A 26995-nucleotide genomic window follows, 5' to 3' on the forward strand; every position below is an offset into this window, starting at 1 on the left:
TACATTAACTGTAGGGTCTTTTTTTTGGCCTCCTATTGAGTTCCTTCCTTTGCCAAATAGCTGAACAAAAGTATTTTCGGCTTATAGCCGCCAGCTGGTTATTGCCAGGCTGATTAATTGTTTCTAAATAAAAGAAAATCTTTTCTATTTACTTAATAAGTGAGAATCAATATCATTTGCATAAGTAAATATTTAGCATTACCTGTATGGAGAGGCTATGGCCGATACTAATATTGAGAGCTCAGTACAACCACTAGCATCAGCAGAACCCTCTATTTTTCATGAGGGTATTGCAGCAGTACTAGACTTTTTAATCCTTGGTGGGCCTGTTGTGTGGCTACTCTCATTGTTTTCACTATTAGCCACAGCACTTGTTGTAGTGAAGCTCTGGCAGTTTTCGCGTCTGAAGCCAGAGCAGTACAGCCAAGTTGATCGAGCACTTCAGTATTGGCAGCTTGATGAACCTAAAAGTGCGTTAGCAATATTGCATCAGGCTCAACAGCAATCATCGACGCCCGTGCTCACGCTATTTTCCACCGGGATGCAGGGGATTAAGCGCTCAGATGCTGATGAAGTGCAAATAATGCTGTTGAGAGAAGAGTTGGATCGCCAAGCGTCGAGCTATCTTTATACTTTAAGAACCTATTTACGGCCACTTGAGCTAATAGCCTCGCTTAGCCCTTTGCTCGGATTATTAGGTACGGTACTGGGTATGATTGGCGCATTTCAGCAAATGGAGGCAGCAGGTAGTCAAGTTGATCCATCGGTATTGTCAGGAGGGATCTGGCAAGCACTTCTAACAACTGCGGTAGGTTTAACCGTCGCAATACCTGTACTTATGGCGCATACCGCACTTGAGCGTAAAGCTGAGCGAGTGGCATCACAGTTGCAGCAGCGCTTAACATTATTATTTACAACACCACTTCTATGCTCTATCGCAGGTGAAAATGAATCGCCATCTATTGAGGCTATCGCTGCATCAAGGCAACAATCTGACATAAATTACCATGCTCAAAGAAATGCTGAGGTGCCTTATGCAACTTGAGCAAATATCACATCGGAAGCTAAGCGTCAGCCTAACACCACTGATTGATGTTGTTTTTATCTTGTTGTTGTTTTTCATGCTGTCATCCAACTTTTTACACTGGGGAAGTGTTGAGCTGGCGCGAAGTGGCAGTGATGAGAAAAGCTTAAATGCACCTCGCTTAATCACTGTGCTCGACAATCAGGGCGGCATTGAATTTGGCACAGAGGCGCAACAAGTTGTTTTGGGGAGTATAGCGTTATCTGATGCACAAAGTGCCCTGCCAGTGGCTCTACAAGAGTGGTTGGCAAATGATATTAATGCGCTATACCTACTGCGCGCTAAACCAAGTGTGACAACACAAGCGCTTCTCAATAGCTTGCAACAGCTGAAGCTTGCTGGTGTAAAACATTTGTCATTATACAGTGCGCCAGCCCCTATCGCTGAGTAGGCACTCAACAGTCATAAACGGGAATTCATAGAGGTTACTATGCTGATGCAATCCTCAATATCAACTAAGCCGCGGCAAGCCCAGAGCGATGACAGCCTAATTCCACTTATAAACGTGGTGTTTCTGATGCTGATATTTTTTATGGTCGCAGGGAAAATCAGTCAAAGCGATCCAGTATCCATTGATCCGCCAGTTAGTCATCAAGAATCAAAAGTCCCCGATATAAAGCACCGTTTATTGCTGACGGTTCAACAACAGCTTTATTTAGACGATGAATTGCTAGGTCAGTTGGATTCAGCTTTAACTGTGCTCGGTCAGCGGTTGACCATATTGAATAGTGGGATGCCAGATGAGTCTTTAGCGCTTACGCTAAAAGTGGATAAGTCGTTTCCAGCGCAAGACTTAGCACCACTGCTATATCAGTTAAAACAAAGTGGTTTGCAAAATATAACTTTGTTAACCCAATCTCAGCCTAAAGAGCAATAAAAATGGTTATTGGTCACGCGACTGTACGCTTACATCACTGGATATATGCTCTTGGAGTTGCGTTTATTACACATTTGGCCTTGGCAGCTTCGGTGTTACCACAACTCAAGCATCAGGTTGTTGGTGCTGAAGCGCGAGGTGAAGAGAGCATTGAAATTGGCTTTGGTTTACAAGGTGACATGGGATTTAGCGCCAAAACACAGATCAGTACACCAGCTGAGTTACCACCGCCAGTAGCTGTCAAACAAGTAGTCTCTATGAAAAAAACGGTAGTCAATGAGCCTACTGCAACAAGTCATAGTGATGTATTGGTAAAAGCCACACCTCCGGCTGCTGTTGAAGAGGAGGTCTCTAACAAAGTTGAAACAATGGAGCATGAAAGTGCTGCTATTGTGCAGAAAGTAGAACTTCCCCAACTCACGGCTCAGCCTAGTGTGACGGAGGTCATCCAAAAAAGTCAGTTTGTAAATGACAGTGCGGTATCTAGTGATGCAAAACCTTTAGTACAGAGCCAACAGCGTTTAGGGAGTGGCGACGGAGAACATCAAAGCAGAGGCGGACAGGTTGGTGTTAAACAAAACTACTTTGCTAAGTTGATGGGGCACTTGGCACGCTATAAGCGATATCCATTAGCATCCCGTCGCATGCGTGAGGAGGGGCAAGCACTTTTAGAGTTTAAAGTTAACCGTCGTGGCGAGGTTACCAGCTTTTCATTAACAAAAAGTAGTGGTTCGTCTCGCCTGGATAAAGCTGTGCTAGATATGCTGCAAAAAGCACAACCATTACCTGCCTTTCCCAGCGAGCTATTAACACAGCAGCTCAATATTGAACTGCCTATTAGTTTCTCATTGAAACAATAATAAATCCTACTCAATCGCATCACCTAAAAGGAGATCTACTACCAAAATAAAAAAAACAACCTACCCAGCCAACCACTTGAATTCTCTTACATTTTATAATTAGGCTTTGCAGTTATAGCTTAGCCTCAGGATACTTTTGTCTGCGATTTCTAGTGGTGCCAATAAGAGTTTTATCAATAAAAATGTACTCAGTATAACTTTTACTTTGGATACACTTGCACATGTCTCAGCTCAAATTGAATAAGCAAAAAAATATTTCAAATGGCAACACAGCCTTGCTAACACAAAAGCATCAAGGCGCTCACTTATTAGCTAGCGCTATCACAGTTGCAATTTCTTCGTCTCTCTTGTCAGCCCCTCTTCATGCAGACAATGAAGCAACATCAACTGAAAAAGTTCAGCTACAAGTACTAGATATCAACAGTAGTGCAGTTAGCACCAATGTAAGCCCTTATGCCTCTGATGTTGCACCTTATAAAGCCGAGCAAGTTGCTGATAAACGCCGTACAAGAGATATTGTGCAAACGCCACAAACGATACAAGTACTTACAAAAACAGCCATTGAAGAGTCCGGTAAAACAGAGCTAAAAGATCTACTTCAGGCTCAACCGGGGATTACGTTAGGCACAGGAGAGGGCGGAAATACCTTTGGTGACCGCTATATTATTCGCGGTTATGAGGCTCGAAATGATGTGTTCACTGACGGACTACGTGATCCTGGACCTATCACCCGCGAAACATTCTCTTTGGAGCAGGTTGAGATCAGTAAAGGCCCTAGTTCCACATTTGCAGGTCGAGGGTCAACAGGGGGAGCCGTTAACAGTGTGACGAAAAAAGCCTCTATTGATGAGGACTTTACACATTTAGAAGCGGGCTTAGGCACAGACAATTACCAGCGATATACATTAGATACCAACCATGTCATTAATGATGATCTAGCAGTACGTCTAAATGTACTTTACAGCGATGCAGATACGCCTGATAGAGCACCTGCTGGGGAAAATCGTCAAGGTTTACTGCTTTCAGGCCTGTATAACCCGAGCGATGATTTACGTATTTATGCCGATTATTATCGCCTGCGTACAGATGATCGCGCTGATACGGGTGTTTTCATCACGCGTGACGCAAATCGTGTTTTTTCAGGCTTTGATGATGAGGTGAAATACGTAGGCCAAAATGGCCTAGATTTTCAGAAAACAGAGGCCGACGTTGCAACTCTAACGGTTGACTCTCGTTTAAGTGAAAGCATGCGTATAGAAAATAAAACCCGCTACGGTACATCAAGTAACGAGTACATTATTACAGCCTCTCGATCTAGTAATGGTCAATATACCCTTCGTCATTTTACAGGTTGGCAGGAAAACCAATACCTAGGTAACCAAACTAACCTTATTTTTGATCAAGTTGGTGATAATGGACAACGTAATACGGTTATCGCAGGGGTTGAATTAGCGCGAGAAAATGTTGATATCGGCAGCTATAGCGTCAATACCAACGTGAATGGTGCAAGTTCGGTGATTATAAACCCCTACGCTCCTGATCGAAATGCATGGCAAGGTAGTGTTTCACGTAATAGTCCTAAATCTGAAATGAGTCTAGACACGCTTTCATTCTATTTAATGGACACCCTAACACTGAACCCTCAATGGGAACTCTCTGGAGGCGTGCGCTACGACAGTTTTGACTATTCATTAGACGCAGCAGCTAGTACCAATCGTAATGGTAGCACTAATCCTGCGGCAACCTACGCTTATAAAGACAGCTTTGTGAATGGTCAGCTAGGCGTTGTTTTCTCACCTTGGGATAAAGGCAACGTTTATTTCAGCTGGAGCACCTCATCCAATATCAATGGCGGTGAAGCTGATGCAGGCACCAATTGTGGCTATGGCGGCTTATGTACAGATGCAGGTTCGGCAGCAGCAGATCCTGAACAGTCGACAAACCTTGAGCTAGGCACCAAATGGAGCCTAATGAATGATGAGTTATTGCTCACAGCAGCCGTGTTTCAAACTACAAAAGACAATGTTATTGAAACCAGTAGTGGTAGTACCGGTTATGGCAGTGGTGGCAGCTTAAACACCGGTAAAAATGAGGTCAAAGGTGTCGAGCTTGGTTTGGTTGGAAACTTGACCAATAAGCTGAGCGGACATCTGAATATCACCTCAATGAAGTCAAAAGTATTAGAGTCCAGCAATGCCGCAGCGGTTGGTTTGCCTCAAGCAAACTTTGCTGATACCAGTGCTAACCTACAGTTACGCTATCAGCTAACCGAGCAATTTGCCTTCGGTGGTGCTGCAACCTACTCTAGCGAGATTTATGGTGGCAGCCCTGAGGCAGGCACAAATACTGAAACTGCTCCTGAACTACCTTCTTATACCGTTCTTGATGCCTTTGCGAGCTACCAAGTAAATCCTAAACTGGGTATCCGTGCCAATGTGCAGAACCTTACAGACAAACGTTATTACACAGCAGTTTACCGTGGTGGCAGCATCGTCTATTTGGGAGATGCACGTTCGGCTAATATCAGTGTGAACTATAAGTTTTAAACAAAAAACAAGTGTGAGTCGCTCTTAGTTTTTTGATTGCGATTGAACGGCTAAGAGCGTCATCACGCTTTAATATGAGACAGGTTACAGGTACTTTATTGATGATTATTACAATTCCCTCTGTACTCTCTAAAGATGAGGCTGCTCAGTTTTACAGCGCTTTGCAGAACGCCTCCTGGGAAGAGGGGGGCGCTACAGCAGGTACTCAAGCTGCCACTGTAAAGCAGAATCTACAGTTACCTGCTAACGATCAACTGGCTCAACAATTGAGTGATTATGTCTTGCAAGCTTTAGCACGACACCCTCGTTTTATTTCTGCAACACTGCCACAAAAAATTTACCCGCCACTGTTTAATTGTTATAGGGAGGGGGGGCAATATGGCACTCATGTTGATAACGCAGTGCGCACATTACCCAATACCCCGTTGCGGTTAAGAACAGATTTATCAGCAACCTTGTTCTTAAATGAACCTGATACTTACGAAGGTGGTGAATTAGAAATCATACAACATTGGTCTGCTCCAGCAGAGGGGGAGTCCTCAGGTATTAAACTATCTGCTGGAGACTTAATTATTTACCCCTCGACTAGAGAACACCGCGTCCATCCCGTGACAAAAGGCGATCGAATTTGTGCGTTTTTTTGGTTACAAAGTATGGTTCGAGATCATGAACAACGCGAGCTGCTTTTTGAGCTAGATGAAAGCATTCAAGCGCTGACTCTAATGCAAGGGCATGAACAGCCAGAGGTTGTAAGACTAACAGCTCTCTACCACCGACTTGTACGTCAATGGGTTGATACCTAAGGGAACGTCATGAATACAGTGCTATACCCAACGCCACCGCTGAGCCATTTACCCCAAGATTTAGTTTCAGTTGCAGACTATCAACGTTATGCACAAAAACATCTACCTAAATCAGTATTTGAATATATTACTGGAGGTGGTGCTGATGAGATCACGCTTCAGCGTAATCGATTAGCCTTTCAACAATGGTCTATATTGCCTAGGGTGCTACGTGATATCACAGATGCAACGACGGCCACTAATTTATGTGGACAAGCATTTAGACACCCTATTTTGTTGGCCCCCGTTGCTTTCCATCAACTGGTTCACCCTGATGGAGAGCTTGCAACTGCGGAGGCTGCATCACTTCTAGACACGGGTATGGTGGTTAGCACGCTATCGAGTCAATCATTAGAGAGTGTTGCTCAAAAACTAGAGTCTCCCCGTTGGTTTCAGCTTTATATGCAGCAAAATCGCGACTTCACCTTACAGTTAGTACGACGTGCTGAAGCAGCTGGATATCAAGCATTAATGGTCACTATCGATGCTCCGTTGCATGGTGTGCGTAACCGAGCGCAGCGAGCTGGTTTCCAACTACCTGCTGAAATTGAAGCTGTGAATCTACGTGACCGACCGCCACTGCCTAGAGCAGAGTTCACGCCCGACCAAAGTGTGATATTTCAAGGTATGATGAGCGAAGCTCCTACTTGGCGCGACATTGAGTGGCTTCGAACACAAACTAAGCTGCCCATTATTTTGAAAGGCATATTGCATTCTGATGACTTAAGGATTGCATTGAATGTCGGTGTTGAAGGCGCAGTCATATCTAATCATGGAGGGCGAACATTAGATCAACTGCCTACCGCTTTGGAAATGTTGCCAGAACTACGTGCCTCACTGAATAAAGCAGACTTCACATTGCTGGTTGATGGAGGTATAGAACGAGGTACGGATATATTCACCGCTTTAGCACTTGGTGCTGATGCAGTAATGATCGGTCGACCTCAGTTATATGCATTAGGTGTTGCAGGCAAGCTCGGCATTGCCCATTTACTACGAACGCTGAGAGATGAATTAGAAATAACAATGGCCTTAGCAGGGTGCTCATCTATCGAGCAAATAGATGCCCAATATCTACGAAAACAATTTTGACTGAGGTTAATATCTTTAAGGTTTGAAGTATGTGCTGCTCAAGATCTCTAATATAGGCATTGGGTCTAAGAATACATCTCACTATCTTTGTAATAGTCGTGAACATGTCTGAGTAGCACCATAATTACGGCAGCCACAGGTAGTGCAATAAGCACACCCGTAAAACCAAATAATTGCCCCCCCGCCATGATGGCAAAGATTACGGTGACAGGGTGTAGGCCGATTTTATCACCGACTAATAAAGGTGTGAGTACAAAGCTTTCCAATAGTTGCCCTATGATGAACACCGATAATATCCAGACTAATGGAAGCCAATCTGTAAACTGAAACCAGCCTGCGGCCAGTCCAGCTCCAATGCCGATGATAGCACCTAAATAAGGTACTATACTGGCAAGTCCAGCCAGTAACCCGACCAATAGCGCTAGTTTTAAGCCGACCAACCAAAGTCCCGTGGCATAAATCACACTCAGTGCCAGCATGACTAAAAGTTGCCCTTTTATAAAGGCTGAAAGTACTTCGTCACACTCCATTGCCATTTGCTCAGTTTTTGCTTGGTACTTTCTAGGGAAAAGGTTGAGCAATTTAATTTTGAGGTGGTCCCAGTCCACAAGCATGTAAAAGGTTACAACAGGAATAAGCCCTAGATTTACCACAAAACTAACCAGTGCCATGCCTGATTGACTGATCTCTCTGATCAGTAAGCTCGCGATAGAGCCTGCTTGTTTAAGGTGTCCGCTTAATGCCTTTTGAATAGTCTCAAAGTCAAATTGCCCTATTTCTAGCCCTGTATACTGTGCTATTACTGGTAGAGCCTGCTCTTTAAACACTTTAATCAGCAGAGGTAGCATCTCACGAATTACTTCTAGCTGCCGTCCCAGTAACGGTATTAAAAATAATATTAAGCCTAAAAATAAAATACTGAAGATTAGAAACACAATACTTACAGCAATGCGTCTCGATAAGCCTTTTGATTCAATGGCATCTGCCAGAGGGTCACCCAAGTAAGCCAGCAGCATGCCTACCAAGAAAGGCATTAAAATGGGCTGAAGCAGATAAAGTAAAACTAAACACAATAGCCCTAGGCTGATCAGTAAGTTTCTTGCTGTAATCACACGCTACGTCCTCTTAAACTGCTTCACTATAAAGACTAGCGATGCCGCCAATAAAATGTTGGTATCACCTGTTCCGCTCGGTCTGCTTGCAAGTAAGACTCTAGGGCTAATACGGATAGAAATTGGCTAGCGGCTCCCTTGATTTTGACTTGATATTGAAGCGTACCTTTGTCGAACTCTAGTATTTCAACAGATTCAACAATTTGTAGACCGCCAAGGTAAGCATTTAGACGAGCATAATCAGCAATAGACTCTATACCCAGTACTTTGAATCTATAGCTGTCAGGGCCTGAAGTAGAGGCTGTAACCGCATATTTGTTTGCTAATGACTCTGCTAACCAGTCCATTGAGAGTACCAGTAAATCGCGCAGTTGCTCAGATTCTAAATCAGTCATAAGCTGTTGGTTGCCGATTTGTAGTACCCAACGGGCATGCCAATGTTCGGCAGTGGCTCGATAAACACGCCCTGTCATAGTTGCATCTGAGGCATAGCGTAGTGAAGCTGCTTTAATGCGATCACTGAACTGTCCCCAAATATCACTGACGCTGATACGCTGTTCATCCTCAAGATCTATTAATGGCAAAGTTGCAGGTAAGCCTCGACGCGTCGCTTGAGTCTGAATAATGTCACTTAACAGAGGATTGTTTTCACTATTAACGATAAAGCGGCCATTGCTTCCCTCGATGGCCAGCCAGATCAGAGTGCTAGGTCTATTATTCCCCCATATAGGTTGTTGAGACTGGCCTAAAGCCTGCAATAAGCTATTTTCATCAAAGCGCATATTTAAGCGATATTTTAGAGGTGCTTGCTCCGTTGTATTTTCATTGGCCGTTGCATCTAGTCCAACTAAGGGATTGTCGGCATAAGAAAACTGGCTTAAATAACGGTTGGCGGTAGCAATGATTTTTTGAACTTGTTCATTTTCTAAGCTTGTGCTGTGCCCTGTTGTTCGTACTACAATTTCTGCTAAAGCGTCTTTTATAACGTCTGCACGAGTCTCTTCTGACTGGTCGGGCACCAAACGTTGCACATCAAATAAACCTTGTACTTGCACTGCAAGGGCAGTTGTTGACAGTATTAACATCAACATTGTCATAATCGACCGCACTATGATCCCCATTACACTCTCCCAGCGAACAAAATCAAACAGATCAAAACAGGTTAACCTCTGTTAAAGCCAAAGCATTCTAACTGATGCCCAATTAGATCACAGCCCAAGGCTTCACTTAATCTATCATCAGGCCATAAAAAGGGCATAAAACAGACTTGTTAAAGCATGCTGATGCAAATATTCGTAAGAAACAGCACTGTTTTCACGCAGAGCTAAGTGACCCTAGCGGATAGGTAAGGTACAATCCGCCGCTGATTATCCTAAGGCTATTTCACAGGATCCTCCATGAGCACCGATACTCAAAAATCTATTAGTTATAAAGATGCGGGCGTTGATATTGACGCAGGCAATGCACTGGTTGAACGCATTAAAGGTACAGCCAAACGTACTCGTCGCCCTGAAGTTTTAGGTGGTCTGGGCGGCTTTGGCGCGCTGTGCGAAATTCCAGAAGGCTACCGTCAGCCAGTTCTGGTATCAGGCACCGATGGTGTAGGTACGAAGCTACGCTTAGCAATGGATCTGAAAAAGCATGACACAATCGGTATCGACCTAGTGGCGATGTGTGTTAACGATCTAGTGGTCTGTGGTGCTGAGCCACTATTTTTCCTAGATTATTACGCGACAGGTAAGCTAAATGTTGATATCGCAGCGGATGTTGTTGCAGGTATCGGTGAAGGCTGCTTACAAGCGGGTGCGGCACTGGTTGGTGGTGAAACCGCTGAGATGCCAGGCATGTATGAAGGCGAAGACTACGATCTAGCAGGCTTCTGTACGGGTGTTGTTGAGAAAAGCGAAATCATCGATGGCAGCACTGTTGCCGCAGGACAAGCTTTGATCGGTTTAGCATCAAGTGGCCCACACTCAAATGGTTACTCTTTAATTCGTAAAATTATCGAAGTGACCAACGCTGATCTAAGCACAGAGGTTGATGGTAAGCCTCTGTCAGAGGCCTTGATGGCGCCTACCCGTATTTATGTGAAGCCTGTACTTAACCTGATTAAACAGATCAAAGTACATGCTATCTCTCATATTACAGGTGGTGGTTTGCTGGAAAATATTCCACGTGTGCTGCCTGAAAATGCGAAAGCGGTCATTGACTTAAGCAGCTGGAAACGTCCAGAGGTGTTCAACTGGATTCAGCGTGGCGGTAATGTTGCAGAAACTGAAATGTACCGAACCCTTAACTGTGGTGTAGGTATGATCATTGCTGTTGACGCTGATAAAGCAGAGCAAGCTATTGCATTGCTAAATGCTGAAGGCGAAAGTGCATGGCAGATTGGTCATATTGCAACTGCCGCTGAGGGTGAAGAGCAAGTGCAGCTTGAGGCTCAGGCGTAATAATGACCAGCTCCATCGTTGTTTTAATCTCTGGCAGCGGTAGTAATCTGCAAGCGATTATTGATGCCGTCAAAGCTGAGGAAATCCCCGGCGAGATTCGCGCGGTCATCAGTAACAAAGCCGAGGCTTATGGCCTTGAGCGAGCTAAACAAGCAGGTATTGCCACTGAGGTGCTCAGCCATACAGACTTTAGCAGCCGTGAAAGCTTTGATCAGGCGATGATTCGCCTGATCAACCAATATGACCCTGATCTTGTCGTATTGGCTGGCTTTATGCGTATTCTAAGCCCTGCATTTGTACAGTACTTTGAAGGGCGTCTGCTGAATATTCATCCGTCTCTTTTGCCTAAGTTTCAAGGTTTGCATACTCATAAGCGTGCGATTGAAGCCGGTGAAAAAGAGCATGGTGCCAGTGTTCACTTTGTGACAGAGGAACTTGATGGTGGCCCTGTATTTATACAAGCCGCTGTAGAGTTAGACAAAGAGGATACACCAGAAAGCCTTGCAGCAAAGGTGCTTAAGCAAGAACACCTTATCTACCCTATTGCAGTAAAGTGGGTTCTGGAAGGACGCATTCAACTAAAAGGTGGTGTACCTTATTTGGATGGTATTTCTCTTGCGAATAATATCCCCAAGCTTTCTGTTTAAACGCTGACAGGATTAACTGCTTATGCCAAAGCTTCGTTTGTTACCCATTATTTTGTTAATGCTCTGGTACAAACCAGCTTTGGCATCTTCTTTAGCTTTAAGTCCCTTTGAAGCGGTATATCGCACAACCTATAACTTAGGTGTGTCCATTGATGTTAAGGCCCAGCGCAGCTTATCTCAGAAACCAGATGGTACATGGGTTTTGGATTTTCACGCCAAGAACTGGTTCGCTAAAATTCAGCAAACCAGTACGTTCAATTGGGGTGAAGATAACCACTTAATGCCATTGCTTTATCGTCGATACCAAAGTGTTTTTGGCAACAGTAAAGAGCAGCGCGTTATTTTTCATTGGGATAATATGCAAGTCACCAATGATATTGATAACAAGCCTTGGCTGATGAATATCCTTCCAGGTACACAAGACTTACTCAGCTATCAGCTTAAGTTGCGCTACGACCTACAGGCCAGTCCTGAGCAAAAGGATTTTGTGTATGAGGTAGCTGATGGTGGCAAAGTTAAAACTTTCACTTTTCGAGTGATAGGTGAAGAAACAATAAACACGCCAATGGGGCAGCTGAACAGTATTAAGATTGAGAGTCTGCGCCATTCAGAAAAAGATGTTGAGCACCTGATTTGGCTCGCAAAGGATTGGGATAATATGCTAGTCCGTGTTGAAGCCGTTAGAAAGCGCGATGAAGAGGAGCCTATAGTGCTGCACAGTGCCACAGTTAATGGCATTCAAATGAAGGGATTTTAAACCCTGTAAAGATTTAAGTCTGCACGATAGGCACTCAGGACTAGCACTAATTATTTCATCTGGTATTATGCAGCCCGTCCGGGGGAGTAGTTGCTCTTCACGAGGTCTGTATCAACATAGTTAGCTCCCAATGAGCTATGGTGCAGGCAGCCTAGTTTCAATATTGCACTTCGTGATATTCAGGAGCTAGCGCCTAACGAGACCTGTGACGCATTACTCTAAACCGAGGCCGGTATGGAGTTTTGTGTCATAGTGTTCAAATTTTCCGGCCTCTAAGATAGAACCCTGTGGAAGCTTTACTCTTTTCGACTTTTTCAGTTGCTCTCGCCGAAATTGGTGATAAAACGCAGCTCCTTTCTTTTTTATTAATCTCTCGCTTTCGTAAGCCTTGGCCTATTATCTGGGGCATTTTAGTGGCAACTTTAGCCAATCATGCGGTTGCGGCTTGGCTGGGCGCGGTTGCAGCGGACTGGCTACAAGGTGAGTGGTTGGCATGGTTAGTCGGTGGTTCTTTTATTGCAGTGGGCTTATGGATTCTCATCCCAGATAAGTTGGATGACAATGAAGAAAGCAGCTTTGAAAAATACGGTGCTTTTGTTGCGACTTTAATTCTGTTCTTTATTGCAGAGATTGGTGATAAAACACAGATCGCAACTGTAGTGTTGGGTGCCCAGTTTGACAGTTTGTTCTGGGTGGTCATGGGCACAACCATCGGGATGATGCTGGCCAATGTACCTGTTGTGGCGATTGGACATTTTGCAGTAGACAAATTACCGCTTAAATGGATTCGTTTAGGTGCTAGCAGTGTGTTCATTATTCTAGGTGCATGGGTATTGATTTCAGGGCAGAACATCAGCATTAGCTGAGGTTTATCATCTTTCTGTGCAGCACTGACTTATCAGTCTGCACAGAAAAAGTGCAAATTTACCTTGGTTTTTCCAAGGCTTATGCCTACATTGTTTATCCACTGATCATGGTTAACATTTCAGTGGCACTCTATTAGCCAACAGAACACTTAATACGTGGGCTAAATTACTGAGAAATAGGTATGACTGAAAATAAAAATATTACAGCAATTGAAGCACTACAGCGCCTTAGGGCAGGCAATAAGCGTTTCACATCCGATGTGCGTAGTCTGGAATCTCTGCTCAGCCACACGCGTCGTACGGAATTAGCAGAAGATGGGCAGCGGCCTTGTGCTGTTATTTTAGGCTGTTCTGACTCTCGTGTACCCGCAGAGACGGTTTTTGACCAAGGCATTGGTGATCTATTCGTTATTCGGGTCGCAGGTAATATTGTTGCACCTTCACAAGTGGGCAGCATTGAATTTGCGGCGGAGCACTTTGGCGCTCGTTTAGTAGTTGTGCTAGGTCACTCTCATTGTGGTGCGATTGATGCAACCATTGATCAGCTTGAGAATCCTGGCAAATCAACCTCTATAGGTATTCAGTCGATTGTAGATCGAGTGCGTCCATCGGTGGAAACACTGCTGTCTGCTGGTTTGCATGGCTGTGAGCTTGCTCATGCGGCGGTAAGAGCTAATGTACGCTCTTCTGTTGATAAATTGCGTCATGGCTCTGCATTATTAGAACATCTGGTTGAGCAAGACGGTATGTTGATTGTTGGGGCAGAGTACAATTTGAGCTCTGGTGTTGTCGATTTCTTCGAAGGGTTGCCAGCTGGCTTCAAAGATACGGAGTCTATCTAGTATACCCAAGCCCAGTGTTTATTTATTCCACTGGGCTTTTCTTTTCAACGCTCACTCACGCACTGGACGTTTTTGTAGCTTGCGTTGTAGAGTTCTACGGTGCATACCCAGCTGTCGAGCAGTGGCAGATATATTGCCGTCATTTTCCGTCAGCACTTTTTGAATATGCTCCCAGGTAAGCCGATTCACACTCATCGGCTTTTCTGCGATACCCTGTTCTGGGTTGGCTTCCTCTTTATTCAGCGCTGTTAGAATTTCGTCTGTATCGGCAGGCTTACAAAGGTAATTAATCGCGCCTAGCTTAATGGCCTCTACCGCAGTGGCAATGCTTGAATAGCCAGTTAAAATCACAACTTTGCACTCAGGTACAACCTCTAAGAGTTTTGGCAAAAAAATCAGTCCTGTTTCACCTTCCATCTTTAAATCAACAGTTGCAAATACGGGTTGATGCCGTTTCGCTAAAGGCAATGCCGCCTCAGCAGATTCTGCAACGATCACATTAAAACCTCTACGAGTTAATGAGCGGGCTAACACCTGAGTGAAAACAGGATCATCATCTACAACCAGAAAGTTATCGGGTGTTTTGCGCGTCATTTTTAAACTCCTTAATCAACAGTATGTGTGGGTCATGCAACGGGAACTGAGTGATACAGCGGTAATTTGACCTCAGTAACGGTTCCACCCTCTTTTGGACTGTACAATTTCACTGTTCCTTGAAAACGATTAATAGTGGCATGAGTTAGAAACAAACCAATACCCATGCCCTCTTCTTTTGTGGAAATAAAAGTCTCGCCAAGCTTAGCGGCAACCTCTGGTGCAATACCTGCACCATAGTCTTTAATCTTTAACACCATATAATCAAGTTGCCAATCAAGCTTAATATCTACACGCTCAGGGCTGGCGTCTGCGGCATTGTTAAGCAGGTTTAGAAAAGCTTGCTCTAATGTTTGATCAACTCGAATACAGGGCATGGGTTGATGCATGGTGCAGTCCAACTGGTACTTTACATCAGGACGCAGAACCTTCCAGTAGTCGATAATAGGTTTTAAGAAGTCACATAAAGGCACAATATTTTCTTTCGATTGCTGCTCTTTATCGGCTTGCTTAACCAGCTCCTGCAACTTGCTTTTACAGCGGTCTACCTGTTCTCTCATCAAGGCTAAATCTTCTTGCAGTAAAGGGTCATCAGGATATTCCCGTGATAGATCCTTCAGCATCACCGCTAATGTCGATAAAGGTGTACCGAGCTCATGGGCAGTGCCTGCGGCCTGAGTGGCAACAGCAAGGATTTGTTCGTCGCGCATCAGTTTTTCACGCACTTCGCCAAGCATTTTCTCTCTATGCCGTAGGGTATGCGCCATTTTGAAAACGAAAGTGGTGATTAGCCCTGTTGAAAGTAAAAAGTTTAACCACATGCCCAGTAAGTGCAGGCTAATACCAGTATGACTGGCATGGCTCAGCTCTGGTACAGAGATATAAAACTGCATTAGAAAGGTGTAAGCACTTAATACTGCCGCAGCAATGATCCAAGTGTAAATCCAAGGCAGCGTAGCCGCGCTAATTGTCAGTGGCACTAGGAAGTAGGAGACAAAAGGGTTGCTTGCGCCCCCTGAATAATAGAAAAAAAGCGCCAAGCCTATTACGTCAGCCAACAGATGAAACAAATACTCAGCATCAGTCACCGCATAGGGTTGACGTAAACGCCACCATGTCAGCATGTTCAGTGCCGCCATCACAATAGTGATCACAATTAGCTGTACCGCCAACAGGTGAATTTGCAGTAGCTCAATACCGATAATGATAGCGGCTAAAAAGCCAGACCATGCAATGCCTCGTATCAGTGTTAAGCGTACGAGATTGCGGCCGGGGGTCGACAAAGGTAAGGGTTGGCTAATCGGCATAAAATAGCATCATTTCGCGGTAGTACTTGTGCGTCAATCGCCAAGTGTAATAGTCGGAATTAGCATATTATGCCTGTTATTGGTGCTGAGCGGGAGAGGGTTGCCTGTAGCAGAATGTCGCAGTTATGACGAACAGCTCAAGCAGATACCGCTGGCTCAATCTGGGGCTTCTTCTGCGTACTGGTTATCATCGCTCTGTTTTTGGAAGGGGTTACGCAACAAGCCCAACAGCTGGTTAACTAAGGTAAAGTCACCTTGATGTGCAGCTTTAATCGCCTCTTCAGCCATGTAGTTGCGCAGAATATACACAGGGTTTACTTGCTGCATTTGAGTTTGTCTGGCTTGCTCTGAAACCTGTTCCAGTGTCAGCCGCGTTTGATATTGGTTAAGCCAATAAGTAAAAGCCTGAGGATGCTCAACCACTGCGCCTAGGCCGGTGTGTAAACCAGTTGAGGGCTGCTCACTTAGGTGACGGAAAAATAATGTGCCGTCTGTTTTTTGGCTTTTCAATAACACTAATAAATCATCAATCAACTGCTCGTCTTCAGTCTGCTCAAACTGTAAGCCCAAACGTTGGCGCATTAACTGTAAATAGTGGCTTTGGTAACAAGGTTCAAACTCGGTCAATGCTTGTTCAAGCAGCGCTTTGGCCTCTAGTCCATGTTGGGCGACAAGTGGTACAAAACTTTGTGCTAAACAGTATAGATTCCAGAGCATAACCTCGGGTTGACGTTTAAAGGCATATCTACCTTGATGGTCAGAGTGGTTGCTGACCTGTTCTGGTTGATACTGATCCATAAACATAAAGGGGCCGTAATCAAAAGTTTCGCCAATTAATGACATATTGTCGGTATTCATTACGCCATGAACAAAGCCGTAGGCTTGCCACAGAGCCACTAATCTGGCATTGCGTCGGATCACCTCTTGCAACATGTCCAAGTAAGGGTTTGCCCGCTTCAATAGCATTGGGAAATAGCGTTTAAGGCAGTAGTCTGCTAAAAGTTTAAGGTCATCGAATTGCTGGCGATGATACAGGTGCTCAAAATGCCCAAAGCGAATATGGCATTCAGTAACGCGTAACATTGTCGCACAAGGCTCATTAAAGCCGTCTCGATAAGCTTGGGAGGCAGACCCCACTAAACAGAGTGCCTGTGTTGTAGGGATGTTTAAGCCCTTTAATGCAGCTCCCGCAAGATACTCTCGAATACTGGAGCGTAATACTGCGCGCCCATCTCCAAAACGAGAAAATGCTGTTTTACCTGCACCTTTTAAATGTAGGTCAAAGCGCTGTCCTTGCGGTGTGATCAACTCACCTAGCAACAGTCCTCTACCATCACCCAGTTGAGGGTTGTAAACACCGAACTGATGCCCTGCATACTTCATTGCTAAAGGCTGGCCTCCCGCTAATAAACCTTGGCCTGAGCAGATCTGAATCAAGTCTTCTGGGTCTAGAGAGTAAGGGTTGATGCCTAGCTGTTTGGCCACTTCAATATTAATGCTGACGAGATAGGGTGACTCTAAAGGCGTTGGTGCCACTTGTTGGTAAAAGTGCGAGGGTAGTTGGGCATAACTGTTCTCGATCACGCTATGGCTTAGAGGGTGAAGTGGAGCAGCAGTTTGGGGCATACAGGTGGCTCAAAAAATTAATCGCAGTATTCTAGTAGGAATTACTATAGCCAAGACTTTGATCTATGTCATTCTTTGTTACATTATGCGATCTTCAAACTGAAGAAGCCCTAATTAAGTCATTACTCGTCGCTTGATGCTCTAGTAGGTCGCATTTCTGCAAAAATACCCTACAAGCACTATTACCTTGTTTGTCGAGATGGTTCTATAATTGCGCACCGCACAAAAGTGGTATCCCCAAACATAATAAAGATTAGAAGATAAAAAAATGACAGAATTACTGCATGTCGTGTTGATTGGCTTTGCCATATTGGCACTATTAGGCGTAGTGTTTGAAGAGGTTATTCATGTCAACAAAGCCAAAGTAACCCTATTTTTGGGTACGGTGTCTTGGTTGATTATGTTTATCTTCAGTCCTGACGAGGCGCATCTACTAACAGTTGAAGAGGGATTGTCAGAAAGTATTTCTGAAATTGCTCAACTCTGGCTGTTCTTAGTAGCGGCCATGACATTTGTTGCTTACCTAAACAAAAAAGGTCTAATTCAAAACCTGATCTACCTATTTTTACCCAGTCGAATATCAGAGCCTATGCTGCTATTTTTGACGGGTATTTTCTGCTTTGTATTCTCCTCCATCGCTGACAATATCACCGCGACTTTAGTGTCGTCGGCATTGATTCTGTCGCTGAATTTGGAAACCAAAAAGACGCTTCGCTTCGCGGCGTTAGTGGTGTTTGCGGTGAACTCAGGCGGTGTGGCATTGATCACGGGTGATGTTACTACCCTGATGATCTTCTTGTCTGGGCATGTCGGAGTATTGCAACTGTTGTACTTATCTCTGCCTGCACTTTGTGGTGTCTTGGTCTTAACACTGATCTTATCTTTCGGTTTAAAAGGCGAAGTTGTGATCAATAAACAGATGACGCCTATTCGCAAGGTTGACCTGTTTATTGGTGCCGTTTTCTTATGCACCATTTTATTAACTATTGCATTTAATGCATTGTTCCATATACCGCCAATGCTGACTTTCTTGGCTGGTATGTCGCTGATGTTCTTGATTGCGCGTTTCTTCAATGATGATGACGATGATCCAATTTTGGATTATGTACGCGTCATTGAGTTTGAAACCTTACTCTTCTTCTTAGGTATTTTGCTGCTTGTTGGCATGTTAAAAGAGATTGGTGTGCTGCACTCTATCGTCAGTCTATACGACATGATGCCACCTGTTCTGGCCAACTATCTGATGGGTATTCTATCTGCAGGTATTGATAACGTACCTTTAACCGCAGCGGTGTTGAAGTCTGGCATTCACATGGACACTCCAGAGTGGATGGGCTTAACCTATGCTGTGGGCGTTGGGGGCTCGCTGCTGATCATTGGTTCGGCAGCGGGTATCGTGATGATGAGTAAGCTAAGTGAACTCACCTTTGGTCGTTATGTGAGGTTTATTCTACCGTTGTTGGTGGCTTACAGCGTTGGTTATGCTGGTACTTACTTTATGGGGCATCTGCTGTTTTGATCTGTGTAGTTCAACCTATAGTCGAAGCTAAGTACTAGTTTAATATTGCTGTCAGGCTAAACTCTGTATTTTAGTTAAGCAGTGAGGCAAAAAATGCGACGCATCAATTTCGGGCTTCAAGCTCGTATGTTGTTGATTTTAGGATTATTTGCCACTGCAATGACTCTAAGTATTGGCGCCATTGCGATTAAAGCAATGGCGCTGAATTTAGAAGATCAAATTGGCCAGCAAGCACTGAGTGTGGCACGGGTTGTAGCGGTGTTACCTCAGGTGCGTGCGGGTTTAGAGCAAAAAGACAGCCGTATTTTACAGCCACTTGCAGATCAATTGCGTGTCGAATCAGGTGCTCGCTTTATCGTGATTGGCGATACTCAAGAGATTCGCTATGCTCACCCAATACCTGATCGTATTGGGCATAAAATGGTAGGGGGTGACAATAGTCGCGCACTTGCTGGGGAGGAGTATATCTCTAAAGCCGTTGGCAGCTTAGGGCCTTCGATTCGTGGTAAGGTGCCTGTCTATGGGACACAAGAGATTGATGGCAAACCACAAATTGTGGGTATTGTTTCAGTCGGCTTTTTACTTGATCAAGTGCAAGCCAAAATTGACAACTATCAAAAAGAGTTATGGTGGCTGGCTCTGTTGGCACTTCTAGTTAGCCTAGTGCTGGCAGTATTGATCAGCGACTACTTCAAGCGCGCCATTTTTGGCTTTGAGCCACAACAGATCGCTCGTCTTTTTCAGGAACGTAATGCCACTATTCAATCAGTGCGGGAAGGTATCATTGCGATCAACCAATCAGGCATTATCACCACCTGCAATCATGCCGCACTTGATATTTTCAGCTTGACCAATAGCGATTCAATTATTGGTAAAAACATGCAAGAAATTCACCCTAATAGCGAGCTATTAACGGTGTTACAGACAGGCCAGCCCGCCTTAGACAAGGAAGACTTAATTGGAGGGCACCGTGTTATTGTCAACCGTATTCCCTTACTACAAGATGGGAAAGTGATTGGCGCAGTATCGAGTTTTAGGCGCAAAGATGAGCTTGACCAGCTAGCAGATCAGCTGAGTAAAATGCAGGCCTATGCCGATACTCTACGCAGCCAAGCTCATGAATATTCTAACAAGTTACACACTATCGCAGGGTTAATTCAAATTGGAGCATCTGATCAGGCCATCGAGTTAATTGTTCAGGAAACTCAAGACCACCAAACTTTGCTACACCTGTTAATTGATGCGGTGCCAGACCCAATATTATCGGGCTGTATTTTGGGTAAGTATAACCGTGCCCGAGAGCTGGGTTTGTTACTTGAGGTTGACCCCGAAAGCGAAATGGCTGATCTTCCCGAAACCTTACCCCGAGAGCTGTTAGTCACCATCGTGGCTAATCTGATCGACAACGCAATGGATGCCAATATAGCCGTTCAGCGTAAATTGATTCGCTTAAGTATGACCGATATTGGTAATGACTTGATTTTTGAAGTTGAGGATGAGGGCAAAGGTATTGACCCTAATTTAGCCAGTCACTTGCTAGAAAAAGGTGTGAGCAGCAAAGGCGGAGACAAACACGGTTACGGTTTGCACTTGGTGTCCCAAGCTTTACAGCGGTTGCAGGGCCAGATTGTTTTTACACCACTGGCACAAGGCACTCGTGCCAGTGTTTACATTCCCAAGCAGTTGCAAAAGCACTCTTAGAGGCGTGTGCTTTAACTTTCAATCATTGCGGTAAATAGTTTCTATCAGGTGATAGCCAAACTTAGTCTGAATTGGGCCATGCACGGTCAATACAGGTTTGGTGAATACGACAGTGTCGAACTGTTTTACCATCATACCTTTACGGAACTCGCCTAAATCGCCACCTTTCTTGCCAGATGGGCAGATAGAAAACTGCTTCGCCAGTTTGCCAAAATCACCACCAATGGCGATACGCTTCTTGATGCGCTCAGCTTCTTCGCGGGTTTTAACCAAAATGTGTCGTGCACACGCGGTAGGGGTCGCCATAGTTGTCTCCTGAGTTGGCAAAAAGAGCGCCACAATATAGCGCCCGATCTATTGTTGCAACTGTTGTCACTTGTGAGGTTTACAGCCAGTTCTTACGGCGTAACAGCAGGGTTAAAATTATACCTGTGATAAATAAACCTACGCTGACATACAAAAAAGCGTCAGGGTTGTCTGCACCGGGCATACCACCTACGTTGATACCGAGTAGACCCGTAACTAAACCTAAAGGCAAAAACACTGCGGTAATAATAGAAAGCAGATAAACCCGCTGGTTACCCTTTTCAGAGAGCTGACTTTGTAGCTCCTCTTGTATCACAATGGCGCGTTCGCGCATGGCATCAATATCTTCTAGATAACGAATCATTCGATCTGTTACCTCTCTAAGCCGTAAGCGTTGCCCTTCATCCAACCAGTATTGCTTTTCAGTTTGCAGACGAGCCAGTGCGTCACGCTGAGGGGCAAGGTAGCGGTGCAGTGTAATGATTTGTCGCCGTAACGATGACAGCTCTGTTTTGATATCGCTGTGATCATTACTTAAAATGCGATCTTCTAAGTTGGCCAAAGTTTCGTCATAGTTTTCAATGGTGTCACTCATGCGCCAAGTCAGATGATCTGCTAGATCTACCACAAATTCACCGCTGTTCATTGGGGCTTGCTGCTGCTTAATTGCAGAGACCATATCTTGTATTGACGCGAGTTGGCGTTTGCGAGTGCTGATAATACGGTTCTGTTCAACCCAAAGCCGAATGGAGACCATATCATCGGGTTCTGCACCGGGGTTAAGGTTTACGCCGCGTAACACGAGCAATAAGTTTTGGCCAAAAGGTGTGCAACGTGGGCGAGTATCGGTCACGGTGAGGGCTTCAACGACTACGGGGTCTAAGCTTGCCTCTTCTGTTAACCAGCGCACAGCCTCTTCATCGGTGTAATCAACATGCACCCAAAGTAAACCTTGATGAGATTGCCACTCGCTGATTTGCTCAGCATTTAAGCTTTGTCCAGATCCTTGACGATCTAATAAAAAAGCTTGTACTAAACCAGATTGAATAGCCATAACGATAATTCCCTAAGCTGGGCTATAGCCCCTATGTCGATAGATAAAGTCTGCTCACTGATGACATAGAGTTTAGAGTAAAACAGCGTGATTTACGCTGTTTTACGCTTAACGAACCTAGAAAATAGTGTCCTGACCTTATGCGGGTAATAGTAACTCTATTTGTGCTCGGGCTTCGGTTAGAGCCTCCTCACCACGCGCAACACCAGCGGCTTGAATCAGGTGAATATCTTGAATGCCAACAAAGTTGAGTACCACCTTTAGGTAGTTGTCTTGATGGTTTAAGAAGGCAATAGGCGTATGTGCGCGATAGTCGCCACCACTTGCACCCACAACATAAACGGGGCGGTCTGTCAGTAAGCCCTTTGGCCCTGTACTAGTGTATTGAAAGGTTTCACCGACTCGTGCGACATGATCAATCCAAGTTTTTAGGCCAGATGTAACGCTGAAGTTGTGCATAGGCGTGCCAATAATCACGGCATCTGCTTGGCGTAGTTCGGCAATAAACTCGTCTGACAACGCTAAAGCCTGTTTTTGCTCATCCGTGCGTTGATCTGCCGGAGTATAAAACGCATTGATGGTCTCTTCACTGATATGAGGTGGTGGATTCAACCCCACATCGCGCTCAACAATTTGACCAGTAGGATTGGCTTGCTGCCATTTAGTCACAAGCTCTGCGGTCAATTGACGGGTAATAGACGCACTGCTTTTAGGGCTAGAATGAATTACTAATAAGGTTGGCATAATATCAGTTCCTGAAAGATAGCTAAGGTTTAAGTGCATTTTATATAGATAAAAAAGAAAGAATATTGCAAAAAAACGCGCTATATTTTCGATAAATTAGAATTGTTTGGGTTTGGAGTCATCATGGCAGGGCACAAAACAACTTTAGAGCAATGGCGAATTCTGCAAGCAGTTGTTGATCACGGTGGCTATTTTCACGCAGCAGAAGTCCTTCATCGTAGTCAGTCATCGCTCAATCATGCGGTCAAAAAATTAGAGCACCAACTAGGTGTAACGCTGCTGGAAGTTAAAGGCCGAAAGGCTTTTTTAACCTCCGCAGGCGAGGCGCTGTTAAGGCGCTCACGCTTGTTAACCGATACCGCAGAAGCACTAGAAGTGCTCGCCGAAAACTTTGATATGGGCTGGGAGCCAGAGCTGAAAATTGCAGTTGAGGTGATCTATCCACGGGAGCTGCTATTTCGTGCACTTGCGAAGTTTTATCCGGAAAGTCGCGGCACTCGTATTCGTATCATGGATTCGGTTTTAACGGGCGGACAAGACCATATTCTGAACAAAACCGCTGACTTGGTTATTGCAGGTATGTTGCCTAAAGGCTATATCGGAGAAACACTTTGCCAAATAGAGTTTGTGTTGGTCGTGCATCATAGCCATCAGTTGGCGCAATTAGAACAGCCTATCAGTCAGCAAGCTTTGATTAATCAAATGCAAGTGGTGATAAAGGACAATGGCCTGAAGCCTGATGAATCCAGAGGCTGGCTAAAATCAGAGCAACGCTGGACGGTTGATAGCTTTGAACGTGCCAAGCAAATTTTAAAGCTAGGGTTAGGCTTCTGCTGGTTGCCTCGTCATGAGGTGCTAAACGAGTTGTCACAAGGTCTATTGGTTGAGCTCAGTGTACAGCGTTACTCTAATCGAACAGGGGCTGTGTTTTTAGTCATCCCTAATCCAGATCATCTAGGCCCCGGTGGGCAGCGTTTGTATGAAATCTTAAAATCTGAAGGTCAAACAACTGAATGTCAGCAAGCACTTGGACAAATGGGGATTAAACTGTGATAAAACACAGAACTATTTCTCTTATGGTCTGTTGTACATATCCATAGGTTATGGCCTCAGCTATAATATTGAAAATATGAATATAAGGAGCAAACCATGTCACAACGACGTTCAGGAGCTTTTCTCAATAAAAGCTCAGGTGCAGGCCGCATCGTTCAGGCGACAACACTGACAGCCGCTTTGTTTGCAGGTACTGCATTTGCGGCGCAAGAGAATGGTTTGCTAAAAGCCACTATTGAGATGGATCGACAGTACATTCCAGCGTTGATTGCTACCAGCCAGCAAAATCAAGCTGCAGCAAAAGATGCCATGTCAGACTTTTCTCAAGAGTGGGTTAAATTCTCTGGTGCGTTTGCTATTCATAGCACAGACCCTGAGTGGCAATACTTTATGGATATTGCGACCAATAAAGTCAGCGAGGCTTTCGTTGATGTGCAAGAAGGCAAATTAAGAAAAGCGCATGAAGCACTGGAAACGGTTAGAATCACTTTGCATGGCCTACGTGAGCGCAATGGTATTGATTACTATGTTGATGAGCTAAATGCCTATCATCGGTATATGGAAAACATTGTAAAAACCATACAAAACCGCAAAAGTGATCAGTTCACTAAAGCAGAGATTAAAACCATTCAGAAAAACTGGGCAGAAGTTTGGCCTCGTTGGGAAAACATTCGCCGCCATGTGAGCCGAGCGGAGTTTGACCAAGCGCTATTTGGCTTTAGTGATGATCGTTTAGTTGAACTAAAACAAGCGGTTGCAGAAGAGCAGGCTGCGCTTTATCAGCTCAAGCGTGCACTGTTAAATGGCTCAGACAAGCTTATTGCAGATGCAGGCTTAAGTTTAGTTCCTGGCTTTAAGCGTACCTACCGTACTTTTGGTGATTTACCGATTGAAGAATAGCCACTGCTGATCTCTGATCAACCTAAAAAGGTTGGCTTTAACAGGCCAACCTTTTTTATGGGTAATATCTAGCATTTTATCGAGAAGCAACGGGTAAACATTGTGTTTGTTGCATCAGATAGTGATCAATGGCGCGCACAGCAGATTGGGGTTTTGGGTTGAGTTCTTCCAAGTATTTTAAGGTAGCAAGTACCACTTGGTTACGATCGGTGCTGACAACCGTACAGTGCTCAGCCACAAGGTCATAGATGCCCAAAATATAGCTGCTGCACTGCCCTGATTGAAAGGCCCCCATCAGTGATTGGCTGCCCTCTAATAACGGCTTACATTGTTGTAGTAGTTGCAGAGTAGATAAACTGGCATCACGTTTCTGTTGACTGAGTGGCTGGTGTTTGATGTCGGCAAAGCCTGCGTAAGTTGTAGACTGCATCGCAAGACTTAGGCTTAGCAATATTCCGATTTTTTTCAGTGTCGACCCAATCATAATTGAACCTCATTCCTTGCGGTGGTATTAAGTGCCGGATAAATGAAATTGCTGCAAATGCGAGATCATTGCCAAAGTAAAGATAGTCTGTATTTTTGACTGTTCGAAGGCAAAACGGTGGCACTTTATGTATCAATTCAGGTCAGTTTGATGACGTGCCCCGATTACTGGATATGTACTGCAATTATCACTGGTGAATTGTTGTGCAATTTAACTCAAATGGCCGCAAAGCCTGATGGCTGCTCAGTTGTTAAGGGCTATTCATAAATTATTCACAGAATTGTTCACGGAATCTGTGGATAAGATTTTTTGATCTCTATCTATTTGAATTTAAAAGATTATTTTAAATTTTGTTGTGAACGTGGTGCCATCTTGCAATAGATGTTAGAGGCGATTTAAAGCTGCAATAAGTGTTAAAATCACACCTATTGAAATATTGTGAACAACATTTGATTTTGATGTGTTCAATCGAAGCATCTATAAAACAATAAGGCAAAAGCAATGGATAACTTTAGTTTTCAAAATCCAACAAAGTTGATTTTTGGTGAAGGGCAGATCGCAAAAATCGCCAATGAAATTCCAAAAGATAAAAAGGTACTGGTGATTTACGGCGGCGGTAGCATTAAGCGCAACGGTGTTTATGAGCAGATTAGCGCTGCACTTGAGGGGCATCAATGGTCTGAGTTTTCAGGCATTGAACCTAACCCTAGCTTTCACACGGCGCTAAAAGCGGTTGAACAGATTAAAGCCGAAGGGGTTGAATATCTACTGGCCGTAGGCGGTGGCTCTGTTGCTGATGCCACGAAATTTATTGCCGCTGCGGCTTGCTTTGACGGTGATCCTTGGTCAATTTTATCAGAGGGGGCTAGAATTCGAGCGGCACTGCCTTTGGCTGTTGTGCTCACACTACCTGCCACCGGTTCCGAAAGTAATCCCAACGGCGTCATGACCAACTACGAAACCCAAGAGAAGTTGGCATTCTATGGTCGTCAGCTCTTCCCTAAGTTTGCTGTGCTTGACCCTACTTTGACTTACTCCCTGCCTGCAAAACAGGTCGCTAACGGCATTGTGGACGCTTATGTTCACACTGTAGAGCAATATCTTACTTATCCTGTCGGTGCAGACCTACAGGATCGCTTTGCAGAGGGCATTCTACGTACCTTAGTTGATAATGGCCCTAAAGCGTTATCTGAGCCTAAAAACTACACCGTGCGTGCCAATGTAATGCTATCGGCAACGATGGCACTTAATGGTTTAATCGGTTCTGGTGTGCCACAAGATTGGGCGACACACTTTATCGGCCATGAGTTGACAGCCTTGCACGGTTTAGATCACGGGCAAACCTTAGCGGTTATTTTGCCTGCGGTTATGGCTGAGAAACGTGAGCAAAAGCATGAGAAATTATTGCAGTATGCTAAAGAGGTTTGGAATATCAGCAGCGGCACAGAAAGCGACCGTATCGACCGCGCCATTGATGAAACCCGTGCCTTTTTTGAGAGCCTAGGTATTGCGACACGTTTAAGCGATTATGGCGTAACAGAGCAAGATATACCGGCGATGATTGCAGCACTCAGCGAACATAAAATGACTGCGTTGGGCGAACATGGCGACATTACCCCTGAGGTCAGTGCCGCTATTTTGAAACGTTGTTTATAGCATTTAGCATCGTACTGATATGGCAGGGCGATAATGATCTGTCCTACCACAATAAAAATGCCCATGCAGGGTTCCT

Annotated in this window: 26 protein-coding genes; 17 read left to right on the forward strand and 9 right to left on the reverse strand. The window is 44.6% G+C overall.

Going from position 1 to position 26995, the window contains the following annotated elements; all coding sequences use genetic code 11:
- The first annotated feature begins 217 nt into the window (after positions 1 to 217).
- The 7 genes from B5D26_RS05350 (at position 218) to B5D26_RS05380 (ending at position 7301) form a co-directional block, all read left to right on the forward strand.
- Positions 218 to 1045 (forward strand): MotA/TolQ/ExbB proton channel family protein, encoded by an 828-nt coding sequence (locus tag B5D26_RS05350; RefSeq protein WP_078744693.1) that lies wholly within the window; start codon positions 218 to 220, stop codon positions 1043 to 1045.
- Positions 1035 to 1475, forward strand: coding sequence for an ExbD/TolR family protein (locus tag B5D26_RS05355; protein ID WP_159445600.1), 441 nt, complete (start codon positions 1035 to 1037; stop codon positions 1473 to 1475). Before B5D26_RS05350 ends, B5D26_RS05355 begins: the two co-directional genes overlap by 11 nt.
- Positions 1476 to 1520: 45 nt before the next feature.
- Positions 1521 to 1961 carry an ExbD/TolR family protein gene (locus B5D26_RS05360; protein WP_268808392.1) on the forward strand — a complete coding sequence of 147 codons (441 nt, stop codon included), beginning with the start codon at positions 1521 to 1523 and terminating at the stop codon, positions 1959 to 1961.
- Positions 1962 to 1963: 2 nt separating this feature from the next.
- Positions 1964 to 2821, forward strand: coding sequence for an energy transducer TonB family protein (locus B5D26_RS05365; RefSeq protein ID WP_078744696.1), 858 nt, complete (start codon positions 1964 to 1966; stop codon positions 2819 to 2821).
- Positions 2822 to 3042: 221 nt separating this feature from the next.
- Positions 3043 to 5367: a TonB-dependent receptor gene (locus tag B5D26_RS05370; RefSeq protein ID WP_078744697.1), complete on the forward strand. Its 2325-nt coding sequence runs from the start codon at positions 3043 to 3045 to the stop codon at positions 5365 to 5367.
- Positions 5368 to 5468: 101 nt separating this feature from the next.
- Positions 5469 to 6170: a Fe2+-dependent dioxygenase gene (locus B5D26_RS05375; protein ID WP_078744754.1), complete on the forward strand. Its 702-nt coding sequence runs from the start codon at positions 5469 to 5471 to the stop codon at positions 6168 to 6170.
- Positions 6171 to 6179: 9 nt separating this feature from the next.
- Positions 6180 to 7301 carry an alpha-hydroxy acid oxidase gene (locus B5D26_RS05380; protein ID WP_078744698.1) on the forward strand — a complete coding sequence of 374 codons (1122 nt, stop codon included), beginning with the start codon at positions 6180 to 6182 and terminating at the stop codon, positions 7299 to 7301.
- Between the two features lie 65 nt (positions 7302 to 7366).
- On the opposite strand, the gene B5D26_RS05385 is transcribed toward B5D26_RS05380, so the two are convergent.
- Both B5D26_RS05385 and B5D26_RS05390 read right to left on the reverse strand, forming a co-directional pair.
- On the reverse strand, positions 7367 to 8413 hold the full coding sequence (locus tag B5D26_RS05385; protein ID WP_078744699.1) for an AI-2E family transporter: 1047 nt from the start codon (positions 8411 to 8413) through the stop codon (positions 7367 to 7369).
- A gap of 35 nt (positions 8414 to 8448) precedes the next feature.
- Entirely contained in the window at positions 8449 to 9534 is a 1086-nt protein-coding gene (locus B5D26_RS05390; RefSeq protein WP_078744700.1) for a DUF2066 domain-containing protein, read from the reverse strand.
- Between the two features lie 276 nt (positions 9535 to 9810).
- On the opposite strand from B5D26_RS05390, the gene purM reads away from it, so the two are divergent.
- From purM to B5D26_RS05415, 5 genes are all read left to right on the forward strand, one after another.
- On the forward strand, positions 9811 to 10863 hold the full coding sequence (gene purM / locus B5D26_RS05395; RefSeq protein WP_078744701.1) for a phosphoribosylformylglycinamidine cyclo-ligase: 1053 nt from the start codon (positions 9811 to 9813) through the stop codon (positions 10861 to 10863).
- A gap of 2 nt (positions 10864 to 10865) precedes the next feature.
- Entirely contained in the window at positions 10866 to 11510 is a 645-nt protein-coding gene (purN, locus tag B5D26_RS05400; protein WP_078744702.1) for a phosphoribosylglycinamide formyltransferase, read from the forward strand.
- Between the two features lie 22 nt (positions 11511 to 11532).
- A complete protein-coding gene (locus tag B5D26_RS05405) occupies positions 11533 to 12267 on the forward strand; it encodes a DUF3108 domain-containing protein (protein ID WP_078744703.1) in 735 nt (244 codons plus the stop codon).
- Positions 12268 to 12554: 287 nt separating this feature from the next.
- Positions 12555 to 13133, forward strand: coding sequence for a TMEM165/GDT1 family protein (locus tag B5D26_RS05410; RefSeq protein ID WP_078744704.1), 579 nt, complete (start codon positions 12555 to 12557; stop codon positions 13131 to 13133).
- Between the two features lie 182 nt (positions 13134 to 13315).
- The gene (locus tag B5D26_RS05415; RefSeq protein WP_078744705.1) at positions 13316 to 13975 is read left to right on the forward strand and encodes a carbonic anhydrase; all 660 of its coding nucleotides are present in this window, start codon (positions 13316 to 13318) and stop codon (positions 13973 to 13975) included.
- 51 nt (positions 13976 to 14026) lie between these two features.
- Here the strand turns inward: B5D26_RS05415 and B5D26_RS05420 are convergent, their stop codons facing one another.
- The 3 genes from B5D26_RS05420 to B5D26_RS05430 all read right to left on the reverse strand — a co-directional run bounded on the left by B5D26_RS05420 (position 14027) and on the right by B5D26_RS05430 (position 17502).
- Positions 14027 to 14569, reverse strand: a complete 543-nt coding sequence (locus B5D26_RS05420; RefSeq protein WP_078744706.1) for a response regulator transcription factor — start codon at positions 14567 to 14569, stop codon at positions 14027 to 14029.
- A gap of 32 nt (positions 14570 to 14601) precedes the next feature.
- Entirely contained in the window at positions 14602 to 15876 is a 1275-nt protein-coding gene (locus tag B5D26_RS05425) for an ATP-binding protein (protein ID WP_078744707.1), read from the reverse strand.
- 156 nt (positions 15877 to 16032) lie between these two features.
- A complete protein-coding gene (locus B5D26_RS05430) occupies positions 16033 to 17502 on the reverse strand; it encodes a protein adenylyltransferase SelO (RefSeq protein WP_078744708.1) in 1470 nt (489 codons plus the stop codon).
- Positions 17503 to 17770: 268 nt separating this feature from the next.
- On the opposite strand from B5D26_RS05430, the gene nhaD reads away from it, so the two are divergent.
- Both nhaD and B5D26_RS05440 read left to right on the forward strand, forming a co-directional pair.
- A complete protein-coding gene (gene nhaD / locus B5D26_RS05435; protein WP_078744709.1) occupies positions 17771 to 19021 on the forward strand; it encodes a sodium:proton antiporter NhaD in 1251 nt (416 codons plus the stop codon).
- A gap of 93 nt (positions 19022 to 19114) precedes the next feature.
- Positions 19115 to 20722 (forward strand): ATP-binding protein, encoded by a 1608-nt coding sequence (locus B5D26_RS05440; protein ID WP_234985195.1) that lies wholly within the window; start codon positions 19115 to 19117, stop codon positions 20720 to 20722.
- A gap of 18 nt (positions 20723 to 20740) precedes the next feature.
- Here B5D26_RS05440 and B5D26_RS05445 read toward each other — a convergent pair whose 3' ends face one another.
- The 3 genes from B5D26_RS05445 to B5D26_RS05455 all read right to left on the reverse strand — a co-directional run bounded on the left by B5D26_RS05445 (position 20741) and on the right by B5D26_RS05455 (position 22826).
- A complete protein-coding gene (locus B5D26_RS05445) occupies positions 20741 to 21028 on the reverse strand; it encodes a peptidylprolyl isomerase (RefSeq protein WP_078744710.1) in 288 nt (95 codons plus the stop codon).
- A 79-nt stretch (positions 21029 to 21107) separates the two neighbouring features.
- Entirely contained in the window at positions 21108 to 22082 is a 975-nt protein-coding gene (locus tag B5D26_RS05450; protein WP_078744711.1) for a zinc transporter ZntB, read from the reverse strand.
- A gap of 138 nt (positions 22083 to 22220) precedes the next feature.
- Positions 22221 to 22826, reverse strand: coding sequence for an FMN-dependent NADH-azoreductase (locus B5D26_RS05455; protein WP_078744712.1), 606 nt, complete (start codon positions 22824 to 22826; stop codon positions 22221 to 22223).
- A gap of 123 nt (positions 22827 to 22949) precedes the next feature.
- Between B5D26_RS05455 and B5D26_RS05460 the strand changes: the two genes are divergently transcribed.
- Positions 22950 to 23879 carry a LysR family transcriptional regulator gene (locus B5D26_RS05460; protein ID WP_078744713.1) on the forward strand — a complete coding sequence of 310 codons (930 nt, stop codon included), beginning with the start codon at positions 22950 to 22952 and terminating at the stop codon, positions 23877 to 23879.
- Positions 23880 to 23975: 96 nt separating this feature from the next.
- Positions 23976 to 24779 (forward strand): hypothetical protein, encoded by an 804-nt coding sequence (locus B5D26_RS05465; RefSeq protein WP_078744714.1) that lies wholly within the window; start codon positions 23976 to 23978, stop codon positions 24777 to 24779.
- A gap of 76 nt (positions 24780 to 24855) precedes the next feature.
- On the opposite strand, the gene B5D26_RS05470 is transcribed toward B5D26_RS05465, so the two are convergent.
- Entirely contained in the window at positions 24856 to 25263 is a 408-nt protein-coding gene (locus tag B5D26_RS05470; RefSeq protein WP_078744715.1) for a Rap1a/Tai family immunity protein, read from the reverse strand.
- A gap of 501 nt (positions 25264 to 25764) precedes the next feature.
- Between B5D26_RS05470 and B5D26_RS05475 the strand changes: the two genes are divergently transcribed.
- Positions 25765 to 26919 (forward strand): iron-containing alcohol dehydrogenase, encoded by a 1155-nt coding sequence (locus B5D26_RS05475; protein WP_078744716.1) that lies wholly within the window; start codon positions 25765 to 25767, stop codon positions 26917 to 26919.
- Positions 26920 to 26995 lie beyond the last annotated feature (76 nt).

The organism is Oceanospirillum multiglobuliferum (assembly GCF_900167095.1).
Lineage (GTDB): Bacteria > Pseudomonadota > Gammaproteobacteria > Pseudomonadales > Halomonadaceae > Oceanospirillum > Oceanospirillum multiglobuliferum.